At 50.7% G+C, this 16,284-nt stretch carries 13 protein-coding genes; 2 read left to right on the forward strand and 11 right to left on the reverse strand.

Features of this window, described 5'->3' with window-relative positions; genetic code table 11:
- Window positions 1–10: 10 nt before the first annotated feature.
- The 10 genes from folC to ACGHM3_RS12775 form a co-directional block, all read right to left on the reverse strand.
- On the reverse strand, window positions 11–1,312 hold the full coding sequence (folC, locus tag ACGHM3_RS12730) for a bifunctional tetrahydrofolate synthase/dihydrofolate synthase (protein ID WP_345426670.1): 1,302 nt from the start codon (window positions 1,310–1,312) through the stop codon (window positions 11–13).
- Entirely contained in the window at window positions 1,313–2,326 is a 1,014-nt protein-coding gene (gene accD, locus ACGHM3_RS12735) for an acetyl-CoA carboxylase, carboxyltransferase subunit beta (protein ID WP_345426672.1), read from the reverse strand. It lies immediately after the preceding gene.
- Window positions 2,327–2,364: 38 nt separating this feature from the next.
- Complete coding sequence (gene trpA, locus ACGHM3_RS12740) at window positions 2,365–3,177, reverse strand: tryptophan synthase subunit alpha (protein WP_345426674.1); 813 nt, start codon at window positions 3,175–3,177, stop codon at window positions 2,365–2,367.
- Between the two features lie 17 nt (window positions 3,178–3,194).
- Entirely contained in the window at window positions 3,195–4,427 is a 1,233-nt protein-coding gene (trpB, locus tag ACGHM3_RS12745) for a tryptophan synthase subunit beta (RefSeq protein ID WP_345426676.1), read from the reverse strand.
- A gap of 25 nt (window positions 4,428–4,452) precedes the next feature.
- The gene (locus ACGHM3_RS12750) at window positions 4,453–5,112 is read right to left on the reverse strand and encodes a phosphoribosylanthranilate isomerase (RefSeq protein WP_345426678.1); all 660 of its coding nucleotides are present in this window, start codon (window positions 5,110–5,112) and stop codon (window positions 4,453–4,455) included.
- Window positions 5,113–5,215: 103 nt separating this feature from the next.
- Window positions 5,216–6,031, reverse strand: coding sequence for a tRNA pseudouridine(38-40) synthase TruA (truA, locus tag ACGHM3_RS12755; protein WP_345426752.1), 816 nt, complete (start codon window positions 6,029–6,031; stop codon window positions 5,216–5,218).
- A 244-nt stretch (window positions 6,032–6,275) separates the two neighbouring features.
- A complete protein-coding gene (locus ACGHM3_RS12760) occupies window positions 6,276–10,190 on the reverse strand; it encodes a FimV/HubP family polar landmark protein (protein WP_345426680.1) in 3,915 nt (1,304 codons plus the stop codon).
- A gap of 355 nt (window positions 10,191–10,545) precedes the next feature.
- Window positions 10,546–11,652 (reverse strand): aspartate-semialdehyde dehydrogenase, encoded by a 1,107-nt coding sequence (gene asd / locus ACGHM3_RS12765; RefSeq protein WP_345426683.1) that lies wholly within the window; start codon window positions 11,650–11,652, stop codon window positions 10,546–10,548.
- Between the two features lie 267 nt (window positions 11,653–11,919).
- Window positions 11,920–12,318: an SMI1/KNR4 family protein gene (locus tag ACGHM3_RS12770; RefSeq protein ID WP_345426688.1), complete on the reverse strand. Its 399-nt coding sequence runs from the start codon at window positions 12,316–12,318 to the stop codon at window positions 11,920–11,922.
- Between the two features lie 280 nt (window positions 12,319–12,598).
- Window positions 12,599–12,892, reverse strand: a complete 294-nt coding sequence (locus ACGHM3_RS12775) for a DUF1330 domain-containing protein (RefSeq protein WP_345426690.1) — start codon at window positions 12,890–12,892, stop codon at window positions 12,599–12,601.
- A gap of 287 nt (window positions 12,893–13,179) precedes the next feature.
- Here ACGHM3_RS12775 and ACGHM3_RS12780 point away from each other — a divergent pair, with 287 nt between their 5' ends.
- Entirely contained in the window at window positions 13,180–13,539 is a 360-nt protein-coding gene (locus ACGHM3_RS12780) for a DUF4398 domain-containing protein (RefSeq protein ID WP_345426692.1), read from the forward strand.
- Between the two features lie 220 nt (window positions 13,540–13,759).
- The gene (locus tag ACGHM3_RS12785) at window positions 13,760–14,644 is read left to right on the forward strand and encodes an OmpA family protein (protein ID WP_345426695.1); all 885 of its coding nucleotides are present in this window, start codon (window positions 13,760–13,762) and stop codon (window positions 14,642–14,644) included.
- 100 nt (window positions 14,645–14,744) lie between these two features.
- Here the strand turns inward: ACGHM3_RS12785 and ACGHM3_RS12790 are convergent, their stop codons facing one another.
- Window positions 14,745–16,232 (reverse strand): helicase HerA-like domain-containing protein, encoded by a 1,488-nt coding sequence (locus ACGHM3_RS12790; protein WP_345426697.1) that lies wholly within the window; start codon window positions 16,230–16,232, stop codon window positions 14,745–14,747.
- Window positions 16,233–16,284: the final 52 nt, after the last annotated feature.

The following is a 16,284-nucleotide window of genomic DNA, read 5'->3' on the forward strand; positions in this document are numbered from 1 at the left end:
TGTCCTTAATTCACTGTGCTGAATCGGCGTAGGCTGATGTTGATTGCATGGCAAGCAAACACGATTCGATGGTATGGAAAGAACCGAATACTATCACTAAATCATCCTCGGTGCGGTCTTCCACGGCATGCTGTAGGGCCAACTCCATGGTTTCCTCCAGCCGTACTTGGCAGCAATGCTCATCTAAGATGGCTTTCAAATGGCTGGGTTCGGCAGCGCGCTGTACATCCGCCAAAGGCGGAAGATGCCAACGCTCTATGGCTTGCGCCATGGTGGCGATAATGGTTTTCAGGTCTTTATCCGCAAGTGCGGCAAACACCGCTACTGGTCTACGCTTGGGCGCCAGCGCTTGGAGATTCTCCAGCAAAAGCCTAACAGCGTGCGGATTGTGAGCTACATCCAGCACCAGAGGGACGTTGTTGTACTTAAGGGTTTGAAAGCGGCCAGCCAGGGTGGTTTTTGCAAGGCACTCGGTCAGTACTGCTTGGCTTGGCAGCACATTCAGCGCGACCAACGCAGCCAGAGCAGCGGCGACGCTGGGCTCTGGAAGCCGTGGCTTGGGTAATGGCAATTCTAGCCAATGCTTATCTTCACCTAGACAGCGCCACAGCCAGCCATCTGCACTGGTTTGCCAAGAGAAATCGCTGCCCGCCAAGCCTAAGTGGGCTCCTATGGATTGAGCCGCATCAATGACGGTTCTCGGCGGGGCAAGATCTGCACAAAGGGCAGTTTGGCCGGGGCGAAATATACCGGCCTTTTCTCTGCCTATATCTTCTCGGTTATCGCCCAACCACTGCACGTGATCAATATCGATGGAGGTAATAATGGCAACATCGGCGGACCAAATGTTCACCGAATCCAGCCTGCCTCCTAGGCCCACTTCCAGCAACCAATAATCGACGTCAGCGTTTTTAAAAAGATAAGCTGCGGCCAGGGTGCCAAATTCAAAGTAGGTGAGGCTGATGTCATTGCGAGCGTGGTCTATGGCTGCGAAAGCGGCGACGATGGCATCGTCCCCTGCTTCGCTGCCGTTGATTCTAATTCGTTCGTTGTAGCGCAGAACGTGGGGTGAAGTGAAGGCGCCAGTGGATTTGCCCTGAGCCAGCAGAGCCTGCTCAAGCACTCGTACGCAGGAGCCCTTGCCATTGGTACCACCAACAGTGATTAGCTTAGCCTGAGAAGCTACTAGGTGAGCCTGGCCTATACCCATGAGGTTAGCCACTTCTGCTATACGGCTCAGGCTCATATCAATGGCTTTGGGGTGCAGCGTTTGCTGCCACTGCAACCAATCCTGCAGGCTTGTGTAGCGCATTTACTGTTCTTGCTTTTTCTCGTTCTCGTCGACGGGCTCCACTTCTACCACGTCTTCACTGGCGCTAGCCTGAGCTTCTTCCTCAGTAACCACTTTTTCTATGATTTCCGGTTCGGCTTCTTGTGCTATTTCCTCTTCTGCATCGGTTGGTACAAGCAGAGTTTGGCCGGTAAGCTTAGCCAGCAAACCACCCACTCGATCGCGCATGTCATTACGATGAACAATCATATCGATGGCGCCATGATCCAGCAAAAATTCGCTGCGCTGGAAACCGGGCGGCAGTTTTTGGCGAATGGTTTGCTCGATGATATTGGGGCCAGCAAAACCGCTGCGAGCACCGGGCTCGGCAATGTTAATGTCGCCTAACAGAGCCAAAGATGCCGATACGCCACCGTAAACTGGGTCAGTCATAACGGAAATGTAAGGCAGGCTGTTTTGCTTGAGGCGCTCAATAATGGCACTGGTTTTGGCCATTTGCATCAGCGATATTAGGGCCTCCTGCATACGCGCTCCGCCGGTAGCCGAGAAGCACACCAGAGGGATTTTTTCTTCCAGAGCTACTTTAGCAGCGCGGGTAAAGCGTTCGCCCACTACGTAACCCATGGAGCCACCCAGGAAAGCAAATTCAAATGCCACAGCCACCACCGGCAAGCCTTTAACCGTACCTTTCATGGCTATTAATGCTTCTTTTTCGCCGGTGCTCTTCTCGGCTTCGCTTAGACGATCTTTGTATTTCTTGATGTCTTTAAATTTCAAACGATCGCGGGGCAATACATCGCTGGCGATTTCTTCGCGGCTTTCTGGATCGAGAAACGTATCTAAGCGACGGCGTGCGCCGATTCGCATATGGTGATCGCACTTAGGGCAAACGTCGTTGTTGCGCTCCAGTTCTGGCCGATACAATACAGCAGTGCATTTAACGCACTTTTTCCATAGGCCTTCGGGGACTTTACTTGGCCCCCGCTTGCGATCACCTCGCACAATGTTAGGTCGAATTTTTTCTAACCAACTCATTTCTTACTCTCTGTATGAACGTCTAAGCTAGATCGCTCCTAAGGCGTTTCATCTAGCGCATGTCTTATGGGTGATACTAAATCAGCAACACCTTTAGCAATTTCTTCTGTTGATGACCCCGCGAGCTCTGCCATTTTGGCCACCAATACACTGCCTACCACGGCACCATCTGCGGTTTTGGCAATGGCCTTGGCTGATTCGCCGTCTTTTATACCAAATCCAACGCATATAGGTAAATCAGTGAGGGTTCGAATGTGGGCAACATTCTGCTCTACGCTTTCGGTATCTAGGTGCCCGGCTCCCGTTACGCCTTTCAATGACACGTAATAAATAAAGCCAGAGGCCAGGTTTACCAAGCGCTTCGCACGCTCTGGCTTGGTAGTGGGCGCCAACAAGAAAATATTTTGCAAACCGACCTGTTGCAGGTAGTGGTTCAGGCCTTCGGCTTCTTCGGGTGGTAAATCTACTGTCAGTAGACCGTCCACGCCGGCACTTGCAGCGGCTTCGGCGAAGGTTTCATAGCCCATGCGCTCTACAGGGTTGGCGTAACCCATTAGCACCACTGGAGTCTCGGTATTGGTGGCGCGAAACGACTTCACCAACTCCATGGTGCCCTTGAGGCTAACGTTGTGCGCCAACGCTCTTTCGTGGCCCTTTTGGATCACCGGGCCTTCTGCCATTGGATCGGAAAACGGTACGCCAAGCTCAATAATGTCAGCTCCGGCCGCGACCATGGCGTGCATCGTTGGCAAGGTAGCTTCTGGGCAAGGGTCGCCGTTAACGATGTAGGTCACTAAGGCTTTACGGCCGTTCTCACGAAGTGTAGCTAAACGAGTTTCTAATCGGTTCATTACAGTAACGCCCAAAATTAGAGAGTTATGCCGTCAATGGCGGCAACAGTGTGTATGTCTTTGTCACCGCGGCCGGACAAGTTCACCAGGATGGCCTGGTCTTTATCCATTTGCCGTGCAAGCTTATCGGCGTAGGCTATAGCGTGGCTGCTCTCCAACGCGGGCATGATTCCTTCAACTAGGGTGAGCATGCGGAAGGCGTTCAAGGCTTCGTCATCGTTGATGGGCACGTAGTTAACGCGGCCCATATCTTTTAACCAGCTATGCTCGGGCCCAACGCCAGGATAGTCTAAGCCGGCAGAAACCGAGTGCGTCTCAATAATTTGGCCGTTTTCATCTTCCATCAAATAGGTGCGATTTCCGTGCAAAACACCGGGGATGCCATCGTTTAGGGGCGCTGCATGCCGGCCAGTTTCTACGCCATGGCCACCGGCTTCAACGCCGTACATGGCAACCGATTGATCGGCTAAAAACGGGTGAAACAAGCCAATCGCGTTGGAACCGCCACCCACGCAGGCCACTAAGGCATCCGGTAGCTTACCGGTCATTTCCAGGGATTGCGCGCGAGCTTCTCTGCCAATAATGCACTGAAAATCGCGCACCAATTGCGGATAAGGATGTGGGCCTGCCACGGTACCGATAATATAAAAAGTATCGTCTACGTTGGTTACCCAATCTCGCATAGCTTCATTCATGGCATCCTTTAACGTTTTGGAACCCGATTCAACCGGGAAAACCTTGGCGCCCAGAAGCTTCATGCGATAGACATTGAGTGCCTGACGCTTAACGTCCTCGGCGCCCATATAAACCTGGCACTCAAGACCAAGCCGGGCAGCAATGGTCGCGGTGGCGACACCGTGTTGGCCAGCACCGGTTTCTGCGATAACACGTTTTTTACCGCTATGTTTGGCTAACAAAGCCTGGCCAATGGTGTTGTTCACTTTGTGAGCGCCGGTGTGATTGAGGTCTTCGCGCTTAAGGTATATCTGAGCTCCGCCGGCCAAATCGCTCCAGCGCTGTGCGTGATACAGCGGTGAGGGACGGCCAACAAAGTGAGCTAAGTCATAATCAAATTCAGCAATAAACTCTGGGTCACTCTTAAGACGTTGGTACATTTCGTCCAGCTCATCTAAAGCGGACATCAAGGTCTCTGATACAAAGCGACCGCCATAGGGGCCGAAATGCCCTTTCGCATCGGGAAAGGCGGCGTAGTCGATGTTCTTTATGGAGTCGGTGTTAGACGTTGCCATGCTGTTTTCTCTACATTCAACTTGTTCAGGATTGGGTGGTGGTTTCCACAGGAGTTTGAGGTCCGATGGCGGCTCGTACAAATGCGATCATCTTATCGCGGGATTTGACGCCAGGTTCGGCCTCTACGCCACCACTTACGTCAACGGCGTAGGGTTTGGTTTGCTCCACCGCTTCCGCCACGTTGTCGGGTACTAGGCCGCCAGCCAAAACCGTCGGTTTCTCCGGGTTAAATGGGAATCGGTGCCATTCAAATTGTTTGCCGGTTCCGCCTGGTACGCCTTTCTGATAAGCATCCAGTAAAAAGCCCACCGCATTTGGGTAGCTTTGATAAACAGTAGCCAGGTCGACCTCGGGTGCCATACGCACGGCCTTTATGAATGGCCGGTCAAACTGCCGACAAAACTCATCGGTCTCATCACCGTGGAACTGAATGACATGTACTGGCACATTGGCCAGCACCTGCCGAATGGTCTGCGCATCAGCATTAACAAACAGCGCCACAACCGAAACGAACGGACCAACGCTGCGAGCAATGGCTTGGGCGACATCCAACCCTACGTACCTGGGACTTTGGTCATAAAACACCAAACCAATGGCGTCCGCCCCGGCGGCTACGGCACCCTGAGCGTCTTGTAAGTTAGTTATGCCGCAGATTTTAACGCGTGTGCGACGTTGATTTGGCATGTCTGAAATCTAAGGCTGCTAGCAGGCCGCGCATCATAACAGATTGCAGTGCTGATGAGCTATTGTGGTAACTCGCAGGAGACGCTGGCTCTCGGGTAATTTCTCACCCAACCTTGTATGGTTGCAATGGCAATTGCAAAAAGCCAGGGCCAGGAGGTGCTTTCGGTAATCTGGAGAAGGTTGGGTAGTGTACATCCACTAGATACAAACCGGACGGCGGTGCAGTGATACCACCCTTGGTGCGATCTCTTTGCTGCAATACCTGAAGGGCCCAGTCTACCGGTTTTTCACCAGCAGCAATACTGGCCAACACGCCGACAATATTGCGCACCATGTGATGTAAAAAGGCATTGGCTCTAATTTCTATAACAATGTACGGCTGGTAATCGATGATATCGATGTAGTGGACTTCTCGCACCGGGTTTCTGGCTTGGCACTGTGCAGCCCTAAATGAACTGAAATCGTGCTCACCCACCAGTACGCTGGCCGCCGCCCGCATATGGCCGAGGTTTAATCGTCGCTTATCCCAGGTAACCAAACCGTTTTGTATTGCCGGTCGGCCTGAGGTGTTTTGAATAATGTAACGGTAGGTTCGCGCACGGGCCGAAAATCGAGCATGAAATTCCATGGCAACGTCTTGCGCCCAGGTGATGGCGATACCATCCGGTAATTGGGTGTTTGCGCCCATGGTCCAAGCTTTTAATTCGCGCTTGGCCACCGTATCAAAATGGATAACTTGGCCAGTGGCATGTACGCCTGCGTCTGTTCGCCCGGCACAGACGAGCTCAATCGCTTCATTGGCGATATTGGATAGCGCCTTGTGTAAATATCCCTGTACGGTTTGCGTGTCGTGCTTTTGGAACTGAAAACCACGGAACCCCGAGCCTGTGTACTCAACACCAAGAGCAACGCGCCGAATGTCCTCCGGCACTTCGGTCTGCGGCAACACTTCACCATTACGCTGATAAGGTTTTACAAAGTGATTGTCGTTATCGGCCATGGTGTTTACGTTGCAATTAGAATTCTTGTTGGTTGGATACTAAAAAAGCCCCTTACTGGGGCTTTAGCGCGTCACTATGTGAAGGGAATGCTGAAGGGGTTGGCGATGGCATCGCAGGGCCGCAATCAACCACCCTTTTCACATGATCAAATTAACGGCTGAACTAGCCTGGAATTTTGTCCAGCAGTGTTTTGGCCTCTTCTTTTTGTTGATCATTACCATCGGTAATAACTTCACTCAAAATATCTCTGGCGCCATCACCATCGCCCATATCAATGTACGCTCTTGCCAAGTCGAGCTTAGTATCGGATTCATCGGTATCAGCCAAAAAATCCAGGCTATCGTCAAAGTCGGTGGTGTCGAAGCCGTCATCGTCTTGCAGGTCGTCGATATTCTGCTCTGTTGATGCCAAGACTTCGGCAAACATATCGTCGTCCGAGCCGAAACTTTCTTCGGCCAGCTCTACCGCTTCTTCTGGCGAGGCTGCCGTGGGAAGCTCATCTAGGCTAACGTCGGAGGCAAGCGCATCCATTTCCTCGTCCAACGCCGTTAAATCATCGTCTTCTAGAATATCTGAAGCGTCTTGCTCCACGGAAAGATTAGTAATCGTATCGTCGGATGCATCGAAGCTGGTAAAGGTGGCAATTTGATCGCCGTCGAATTCTAAATCGGTTTCATCAACGTCAGCCGCTAGGGTGTTTAGGTCTTCCTGGGGGGCATCGTTGACAGCAGATTCAGTAACATCGATCAGTGATGGATCTGGGAATTCGTTTTCCAGATCATTGATGTCCAATTCCAGGTCAACATCGTCGAAGCCGTCATCGATGGATTCGAGGTTGTCGTATTTATTGCCGGCTGCCTCCAACTCCCCATCGATTAGGTCTAGACCGGACTCATCGAAATCATCGCTGGATAAATTCAGTTCGAGCCCATCGTCAAACTCTAAAGACTCGACATTACTGGCTAGGCCATCGCTTTCTGGAGCAAAATCCTGGGTGAGCTCACCATCTAAGCTGGTATCAATATCACTGGCATCGCTAATTTGGATATCGAGAGGAGCTTCGTCAATAGCGGGTTCTATATCTGTGCTATCTAAATCTAAGCTTTCGGTAGCGTCCAGCCCATTATCAAGCTCTAAGCCAGAAGCTAAAGCGCTCGGCGCAATGTCAGACAGCTCAGTCTGCGAATCCTCTTCAATAAGATCGGCATCGGCAATTAGGGAGGTGATTTCATCGGTGCCGATTTCGTCGCCATCAATTTCCAGATCGAGGCTTGCACCCAGCTGATCTTCATCCAGCTCTAACTCCATATCGAAGTCGTTGGCGGACAATAGGCTGTCGTCACTGCCTTCAGCATCGACGGTCAGGTCTGCGCTCAGCGCCGTTAGTTCGTCATCTATGCTGTCATCTTGCTCGGCAACAGGGGTAAGCAAACTGGCACTGGCGGCCGGCTCTTCACTTTCGGTTTCTGTTTCGGTTTCCGTTTGGCCCAGAGTGTCTTTTTCTACTTCGGATAATTCACGCTGAATAGTAACGTCGGTTTCGTCAGGTTCATCGTCAAACACCGATAACGTGGAGTCATCAGAGTCGTCGGAGATGATTGAAGATGGCTGCTCAGCGAGCTCCTCTATACCTGCAAATTCCTCCGCCAAATTCATTTTGGTTTCGTCATCGGAACCCACTTCGTCGGCGATATCGATGACTGGGATAACGTCAGTGTTGGATGGCTCGATTAGAGTCTCTTCACTAGCCGTTCCTTTATCAGATATATCATCGACGGCAATATTTTCACTAGCTCTATCTTCACTAACGATCGCTTCACTGGCATCTTCTGCGTCTAGGTCAAACTCTGGGTCTAAGTCAAAGTCGAATTCGTCGAAGGTGTCCGTGGGTTCTTCTGGGTGAGACAAGTCGTCCAACTCAGCGAACTCTTGGCTCAAGTCACGATGGGTAATATCGTCATCATCCAGTTCTTGCGTGACGTCTGGCTTAAGTGAATTAGTCAAGGCGCTAGCGACACCGGCCACCGCTGCTGCACCCAGCGCAAAGGGCGCTGCGTTTTGGAAGCTGGCTCGCAGGTTGTTACCCTGCTCCACCGCGGAAGAATCGCCTGAGCGGTGAAGGTCCGCCAGGGTTTTATCAAAGCTCTCTAGGTTCTTCGCATCGGCGTGGACCTCAAGCAGTTTTAAACGCGCCGCGTTGTTATCCGGGTCTACCTCAAGCGCTTTTTGCAGCATTTCCTCGGCTTGGTCGTACTTACCGTAAGCGATGTAAATATCTGCCTCGGCGATGATCTCTTCGGGCACAACCGGCGTTGTTTCTGCTGGAACAGGCCTAGGTTCGGCAACGTCTTCCGCCGCGAGCTCGTTAGCGACAGGGCTATCCGCAAAGGCCTCGTCAGCCAAAGGTTCGTCGATGTCCAATTCGATATCGTCTTCAGTGAACTCTTCTATCTTTTCATCAAATGAGGTAACGGTAGGCTCAACTGGCTCGTCCGCAGCAGTAGGCTCATCTTCAAATGGATTGAAGGTGTCTTCCAGTTCTTCTTCTTTGTTGCCAAATAATTTGCGGATAAGCACATACAGTGCGACCAACAGCGCAATCAACACCGCGGCAATCAATACAATGTTGTCCATAATTGTATCGAGCAATCCGGGCTGCTTGTTACTGGTGGCACTGGTGGTAACTACGGTCCTGGAATCCGGCTTAGCAGCGGCTTCTTCGGGCTGGCTTTCTGGTTCGGTAGCCGCCGGCAATTCAGTAGCCACCGGCAATTCTGCTGGCTCAGCCTGGGCCTCTTCTACCGAGTTGTCGATTGCAGCAGTAACTGCATCGTTTACGACAGCTTCGTTATCCGCAGACTGTTCATCACCGACAGCGGCTGCCACCTCATTGCCGAGCGATTCTAAATCGGATGTTTCTGGTGCTTGCTCGTTGGCTGCTTCTTGTCGTTGGTTACTGGTAACTTGCAACGCACGTAACTCAGCACTGGAGACTTCAACCAGCCGCTCCATGGTGTCTATCTGGGATTCTAGCTCAGCAATTCTACTGCGCAGCTCGGAATTTTCTCGCTTAGCAGTATCGAGTTCCTCCATGGCGCCACCCAGTTCATTTTGTAGGGCTTCGGCTGAATCGTTGTCGGCACCGGTACCTGAGGAAGTTTCGCTACTGCTGGCATCGGTATTAGCAACACCCAGAGAAATACGGCCTTCAGTGCTTTGCTGTGTTGAGGCAGTGGTGGGTTGGGTCTCGGTGGTTAGTGTCGCTTTGTTGCTGTTACGTGTATCCCACTGATCGTTTTGAAAGGCAACTTCGCTAACTGCCTGGTTGAAGTTAAGCTCGTTGATTTGCGCCGCGGTGGGGATGCGTAAAACCTGCCCTTGGCGAAGCAAGTTAATATTGTTGTTGATAAACGCATCGGGGTTGAGTCGCTGGATGGCGATCATGGTTTGCTGGGCGCTGAAGCCACTGTTGGGGCGCACTTTTAACGCGATATCCCAAAGCGTGTCATTGGCACTTACTGGCCCGTAGCTCTGCCCAGCATTGTTAGGTGCTGGCGCCGGCGACGCTGGCCGAGTTCTGACCACAGGAGTTTGCTGCACGGGGGTTGTAGTGGCCGGGGCGGATGCCGGTTCAACCGCCGGCGCAGGCGCATTGACCTGGCTTGGTGCTTGCGCGCTGAATGTTGGCAGGTCCATCAGCAGAGTATATTCGCGCAGAATACGACCACTGGGCCATTGACTCTCTACCAGAAAATTAAGGAAGGGTTCTCGCACCGGAGAGTTAGTGGTGATACGAATAATGGGACCGTTAGCGGCATCCAAATCCACTGAGAATTTCATGCCGGTTAGGAAAAGCGACTTATCAACACCGACGCGCTCAAAGTCAGCGTTAGACGCCAACCCCACCAGAATTTCTTCTTCTGATAGGTCGCGTACTTGCAGCAACCGAATCTCGGCATCCAGTGGTTCGTTCAGTGCGGATTTTAAGTTGATCTCGCCTAACCCTAGTGCAGACACTTTGCCCGAAAGCACCAAGCCTGCTGCGGAGATCATTAAAACCAGTTTGCGAAGACGCATCGGACGCCCCTTTTTTGTCCCATTGCTAACCTGGGTGGAACTCAACCACGGCGACTGTCAAGACGACAGATTTGGCGTTTCTACCCCTAAAATGTGCACCAAAAATGTTAAGAAACGTTATTCCGTAGGCGTAAGGCTTCTCGAATTTAGATGCATATATCGTTCTAAGTATTCATTATAAATAACATTTTCGCAACGCGATGGCCGCTTTACTTATGTTTAATATAATAAACATTCTTATTATGTTGATCTAATCCTCATTTTTCAAAGACCAACTGGCGATAAAGACGGGAATTCTTTCGAAAGCAGGAGATAATTTAGGTGCCTGAAAGAGCTCCAGGCGCCCGGCGAGAGCTTACCGCTCTACCAGAATTCTTAACATGCGGCGCAAGGGCTCTGCTGCACCCCATAGCAGCTGATCGCCTACGGTGAACGCGTTTAAGTACTCCGGCCCCATACTCAACTTACGTAACCGCCCTACCGGAACTTGCAATGTGCCAGTCACCTTTGTAGGGGTAAGATCGCGTAGCGAGTCATCTCGTGTGTTGGGTACGACTGACGCCCATGGATTTGCTTCTGCCAGCAAAGATTCAATGTCTGATAGCGGCACATCTTTGGTTAACTTTAGCGTCAACGCTTGGCTGTGGCAGCGCATTGCACCAATGCGAACACAAGTTCCATCGATGGGGATGGCTTTATCAGTACCTAAAATCTTGTTGGCTTCCGCCTCAGCTTTCCACTCTTCTCTGCTTTGCCCGTTATCCAACTGCGTGTCAATAAAAGGTAGCAGACTGCCGGCCAAAGGAAAGCCGAACTTGTCCGTTGGGAAGTCTTCAGAGCGAAGAGTTTCCGCAATTGTGCGGTCGATCTCTAAAATAGCGCTTGAAGGGTCCGCAAGCTCAGACGCAACACTCTGTTTGAGCGCACCCATTTGATTGATCAGTTCACGCATATTCTGAGCGCCGGCGCCACTGGCTGCTTGATAAGTCATGGCGGTGGCCCACTCCACCAATCCATTTTGGAAGAGACCTCCCAGTGCCATTAGCATCAAACTAACGGTGCAATTACCACCGATGAAGTCTTTTTTGCCCTTGCTAATGGCGTCTTCAATGTTGGTTTTGTTTACAGGGTCCAATACGATGATGGAATCTTCGGCCATTCGCAAAGCTGAAGCCGCGTCAATCCAGTATCCTTGCCAACCTGCTTTTCTCAGCTCAGGAAACACGGATTTGGTGTAGTCCCCCCCCTGGCAGGACACAACCGCATCCATAGCCTTGAGTTCAGTAATGCTGGTAGCGTCCTTTAGCGCAGGGGTCTCCTTGCCAATGACTGGAGGAGTGCCGCCAATGTTAGAGGTTGTGAAGAAAATAGGCTCAATATCGGCGAAATCGTTCTCTGCCAACATTCGCTCCATCAGTACGGAGCCGACCATACCGCGCCATCCCACAAATCCTACTCGCATAACTACTACTCTTCTCTTGATGTTGATTGATGAAAAATCAGGCGGCGAATTCTATCACTCCGGATAGTCTACGGCTATGCGAACGTAGGTTATCGGTTTCCATTTCTGTGCGTTGGTACAGGTTTCACGTAGTTTAGAAAGTAACTCTGCAGTATTGGAGTCGGCGGGCGGTGTAGACAAAGCTAGCCGGCGTAATCACCAGCTCTTTGCCCTAGCCCGACATTGATGAATGTAAAGCCTAGTGGTGTTCACCTTGGATCCAGCGGATTACCCTTCCTCTAGCCAAACCTGCCTAACCCAGTGCCAAATAGAAGGCCAACTGTCATTTTTATCTCCGGGCCAAAATGTGACCTCACCCTGCTCATCAATAACATAGTAGCCTCCTTGGGACTCACAAATAGGAATGAGGTGTCGTTCTACACCGAAATCCCAGGCCCTGGAGGCAAGTTCGGGCAAATAGGTGTGAGATGTAGGGTCAGCTATCGTGGCGGGCTCCAATGATCCGTAAATGACATCGCTCACCTGCATCAGAAAATCGCGAAAATCGTCGGGAATGTGAATGAGCATAGCCTCTTGGGCATCGACCAGGTCGTCAAAGCTGGGCAGGTCTAAGGGTACAGGCACCGGCTGGTTGAGCTCGCGTAGGCGATCTACCACTTCTTCCATTGAGGCTCTCCTGGCATTTCTGATTGTTGGTAGGTTTCTGGGTTTGTTTCGTCGTCGTTGTGGTTGCGGGTTTTAACCCAATGGCCACAAGAGCGCGGATAATAACACCCTACACCGCCGACCAGCGATCCTATTCTATAAGCTACCCTATTGCGCCACTAAGTTTGGTCTGTAAATCGGTTTGCGTTTACCTGAAAGTGGGCGGCAGTAAGCGTATGGGCCACATTGTTCAACTGTCAGTAACCGCCGTTCAAATCGCCCCCGATGCTGCGCCTTCCCTTTATCCAAGCCCATCGACGATAAACGCTCTATAGTCGGCGGCTTTCTTTCGCCAGGGGATTGCTTTTTGGTAGTCTTCACTGAAATACCAGCTTTCAGCTTTTTCTCTATCTGGGAACTGCAAAATAATAACGCCATCAGGAGTCGAACCTTCTAGTGACCTAACGTCGCCGTAAATTACCAACGGCTTTAGGTTGGGATCTTTAGGAGCTTGTCTGGTCATGGTGGAATACTGGTCCATGGCTTTTTCATCTTGTATCGAATTTTCGCGGGTGAAAATTATATAGGCTGTCATGTTATTCATCTCTTGTGTTTTTTGTAGATCGTGCAACATCTACGGATTTTTTTTCAAACCCTTTCGCCCTGAAAAGACTTAAATAGGTAATAACGGCTGAATTTCATACCGAAAACACTTTTTAACGCATTTTTATAATACCTTTAGATGTTTTTTCAGCTTGGCAAATAAATTGCAAACACAGTGGATATACGAAATAAAGCCCGCGGCTTTGTTTCGATGCAATTGAATCCGCTCGGCGTAACCTAGCCGTGACTGGATTAACAAACTGATGACTCGGAGGATTTATGAAAATCTCTAAATTTGCGGCTACCGCAGGCCTAATAAGCTCAGCAATTTTATTCACGGGTTGCGCCTCACAGCCGGATTACGACGTGGGCCTGCAGAGCGAAGTAGAAACGCGTATTGATGCCGCTATAGAAAATGGCGCTGAAGAATACGCGCCGGTTGCACTGCACGATGCCCGCAAAAAACTGAACACCGCAGAGCGCTACATTAAAAATGGCGACGACGAAAAAGCACAGATTTGGCTAGAAAAAGCCAGAGTGGATGCAGAGTTAGCCGCAGCCCAAGCCAGCTCGGAGAAAGCCAAATTTGCTGCAGAGCAGATCGACAAAGACATTCAGTCGCTGCGCGGGCATTTGTAGGCACTAGTTATAGGTATTAGCTCTGGGCGTTAGTAAAGCAGACACAACCTGACGCAGTAGCTGACTAATACCTATGTAAACTAACGCCAATTAACAAGCAGCAATCAAATTGAACCCTATTTAATTTTTGATAGCGGTGTGCATCTCAAAGCACCCCACCGCTGCTCAACATAAGAATAGCCTTTTGTTGAGTGACTTTGTCGGAATTGAGGAGATTACGATGAAAAAGCTACCCCTACCTAAAGCAATCACCGCAGGCCTTGTGGCTACGTCGTTTGTTCTGTCTGCATGTTCATCCATGCCTGAGAAAAACGTAAAGATTGAGACACTAAAAGACAACTACGAACTACTGGCCACACAGAGCCCAGTACTTAAGTACGCTCCGGTGGACCTTAAAACTGCAGAGGCTACCATTGCCAAGGCTGAGGCTCTCTACGAAGACGACGAAGAACAAGCATCCGTTGAACATCAGATCTATCTTGCCACCAAACAGATGGAAATAGTGAAGGCAAAAACCGAACGTGGTTTGGCTGAAGAGCGTACCAGCGAAGCCGAGCTACGTCGCAAGCAAGCTCTGCTAGATGCTAAGGAACAACAGCTTGTGGACGCTGAGACGGCAGCGGCTGTATATCGAGCTCAGGCACTGGCAGCCCAAGAGCGAGCAAGTGATTTGGAAGACAAAGCCATGGCTCTGTCTAATCGCGTAGATAACCTTACCACTAAGAAAACCGATCGCGGTGTCGTATTGACCTTCGGTGATATCTTATTCGAAACTGGCGAAGCTCAAGTGAAACCCGGCGCAGTGCGCACTTTGGATCGCGTAGCTGAATTCTTAAAAGAATACCCTGAACGCCAGATTGTTGTTGAAGGCTTTACCGACAGCGTAGGCTCAGAGGACTTTAACCAAAATCTATCCGAGGAGAGAGCGCAGTCAGTAGAGGCCGCGTTAGTGGATTCCGGAGTCAGCCAAGCAAGGTTACAAGCGAAAGGTTTTGGTGAAGCCTACCCGGTAGCTCCCAATGACACGCGTGAGGGACGACAGCTCAACCGTCGGGTAGAACTGCTGATTTTGAACGAAACTAAGAATCAAGTCAGTTCTAACTAGATGTTAGCAACAAGCTATTTGTTGGCTACCACCTTGCGGCTATCTGATTGCCGCAGATTGATACAAACAAAACGGCCTGCACACGCAGGCCGTTTTATGTTTAGCGTTTGCCGATGATGGAACCGAGGATACCTCGAACAATTTGCCGACCAATACTGCTGCCTATAGAGCGAGCGGCACTTTTAGCCATAGCTTCAAAAACACCTTGCCGCTTTCGTCCTCCACTGGAACGGGCGGTGGATTTGGTTGCGTATTCACCATCAAAGGTGTCTTGTTGGGCGTCCACTTCTTGCGCTGCCAGCTCTTCAGCACGTTTTTTCAAAATCTCGTAGGCGGATTCGTTATCCACTAGTGTGTCGTACTTGCCCTTGAGCGGTGAGTGCGCCAGTTTCTCGGTTCGCTCTTGCTCCAGTAACGGCCCCATTCGAGACTGTGGCGGGCATATTAACGTTTTTTCAACGATACCCGGTGCACCCTTGTCGTCTAGGCAAGAAACCAGTGCCTCACCTACCCCTAGGTTAGTAATAGCGTCTTCAGTATCGAAGCCTGCATTTGGGCGAAAGGTTTGCGCTGCTACTCGCACCGCTTTTTGGTCTTTGGGTGTAAACGCCCGCAGCGCGTGCTGCACGCGGTTACCCAATTGCCCCAACACATCGTCTGGTATATCGGCCGGGCTTTGCGTAACAAAATACACCCCAACGCCTTTCGAGCGAATCAGGCGAACCACCTGCTCTATTTTTTCGATCAGAATTTTAGGTGCGTTATCAAACAGTAAGTGCGCCTCATCAAAGAAGAACACCATCTTAGGTTTGTCGGCATCGCCGACCTCAGGAAGCTGCTCGAACAGCTCAGAGATTAGCCACAGGAGGAAAATGGCGTACAGCCGTGGTTCTTGTATCAGCTTGGTAGCATCAAGAATGTTGATAACCCCGACACCAGAGAAGTCATGCTTGATGAGATCCTCCAGCACCAAGGCCGGCTCACCAAAGAAAACATCACCACCCTGCTCTTCAAATGCCAAGAGCTTGCGCAAAATTGCGGCAACGCTATTGGGGCTTATACCTCCGTACTCGCTTTCCAAATCTTTGCGATTGTCTTTCATCCAATTAAGCATGGACTTAAGATCTTTGAGATCCAGCATCAACATGCCCTGATCGTCGGCAATTTTAAATGCGGAATAGATCAGACCTGTTTGAGCGTCGTTAAGATCAAGAAAGCTGGCAAACAATAAGGGGCCAAACTCGGCTAACGTGGTTCTAATGGGGTGGCCTTGTTCACCGTATAAGTCCCAAAAGATGGCTGGGTATCCACGCTGTTGGTAATCCGTAATACCAATACTGCTGACTCGCTCATCGACCTTAGGGTGTGGTTTACCGCTGGCAGCCATACCGGATAAATCGCCTTTTACATCGGCCATAAACACTGGCACGCCGGCTCGGGCGAACCCTTCCGCCAACACCTGTAAAGATACTGTTTTACCAGTACCGGTAGCGCCCGCGATCAGGCCATGGCGATTTGCCATCCTAAGATTTAGGTTAATTTGGCCTTGGGTACAACCGCCGATGAGAAGATTTGCCGAGTCAGACATAAAACAAAATCACTTTTTTTAAACCAAAAAAGGCAAGAGCAGATCCCCGCCC

The sequence above is a fragment of the Halioxenophilus aromaticivorans genome (genome assembly GCF_042850945.1).
In the GTDB taxonomy this organism is placed as follows: domain Bacteria; phylum Pseudomonadota; class Gammaproteobacteria; order Pseudomonadales; family Cellvibrionaceae; genus Halioxenophilus; species Halioxenophilus aromaticivorans.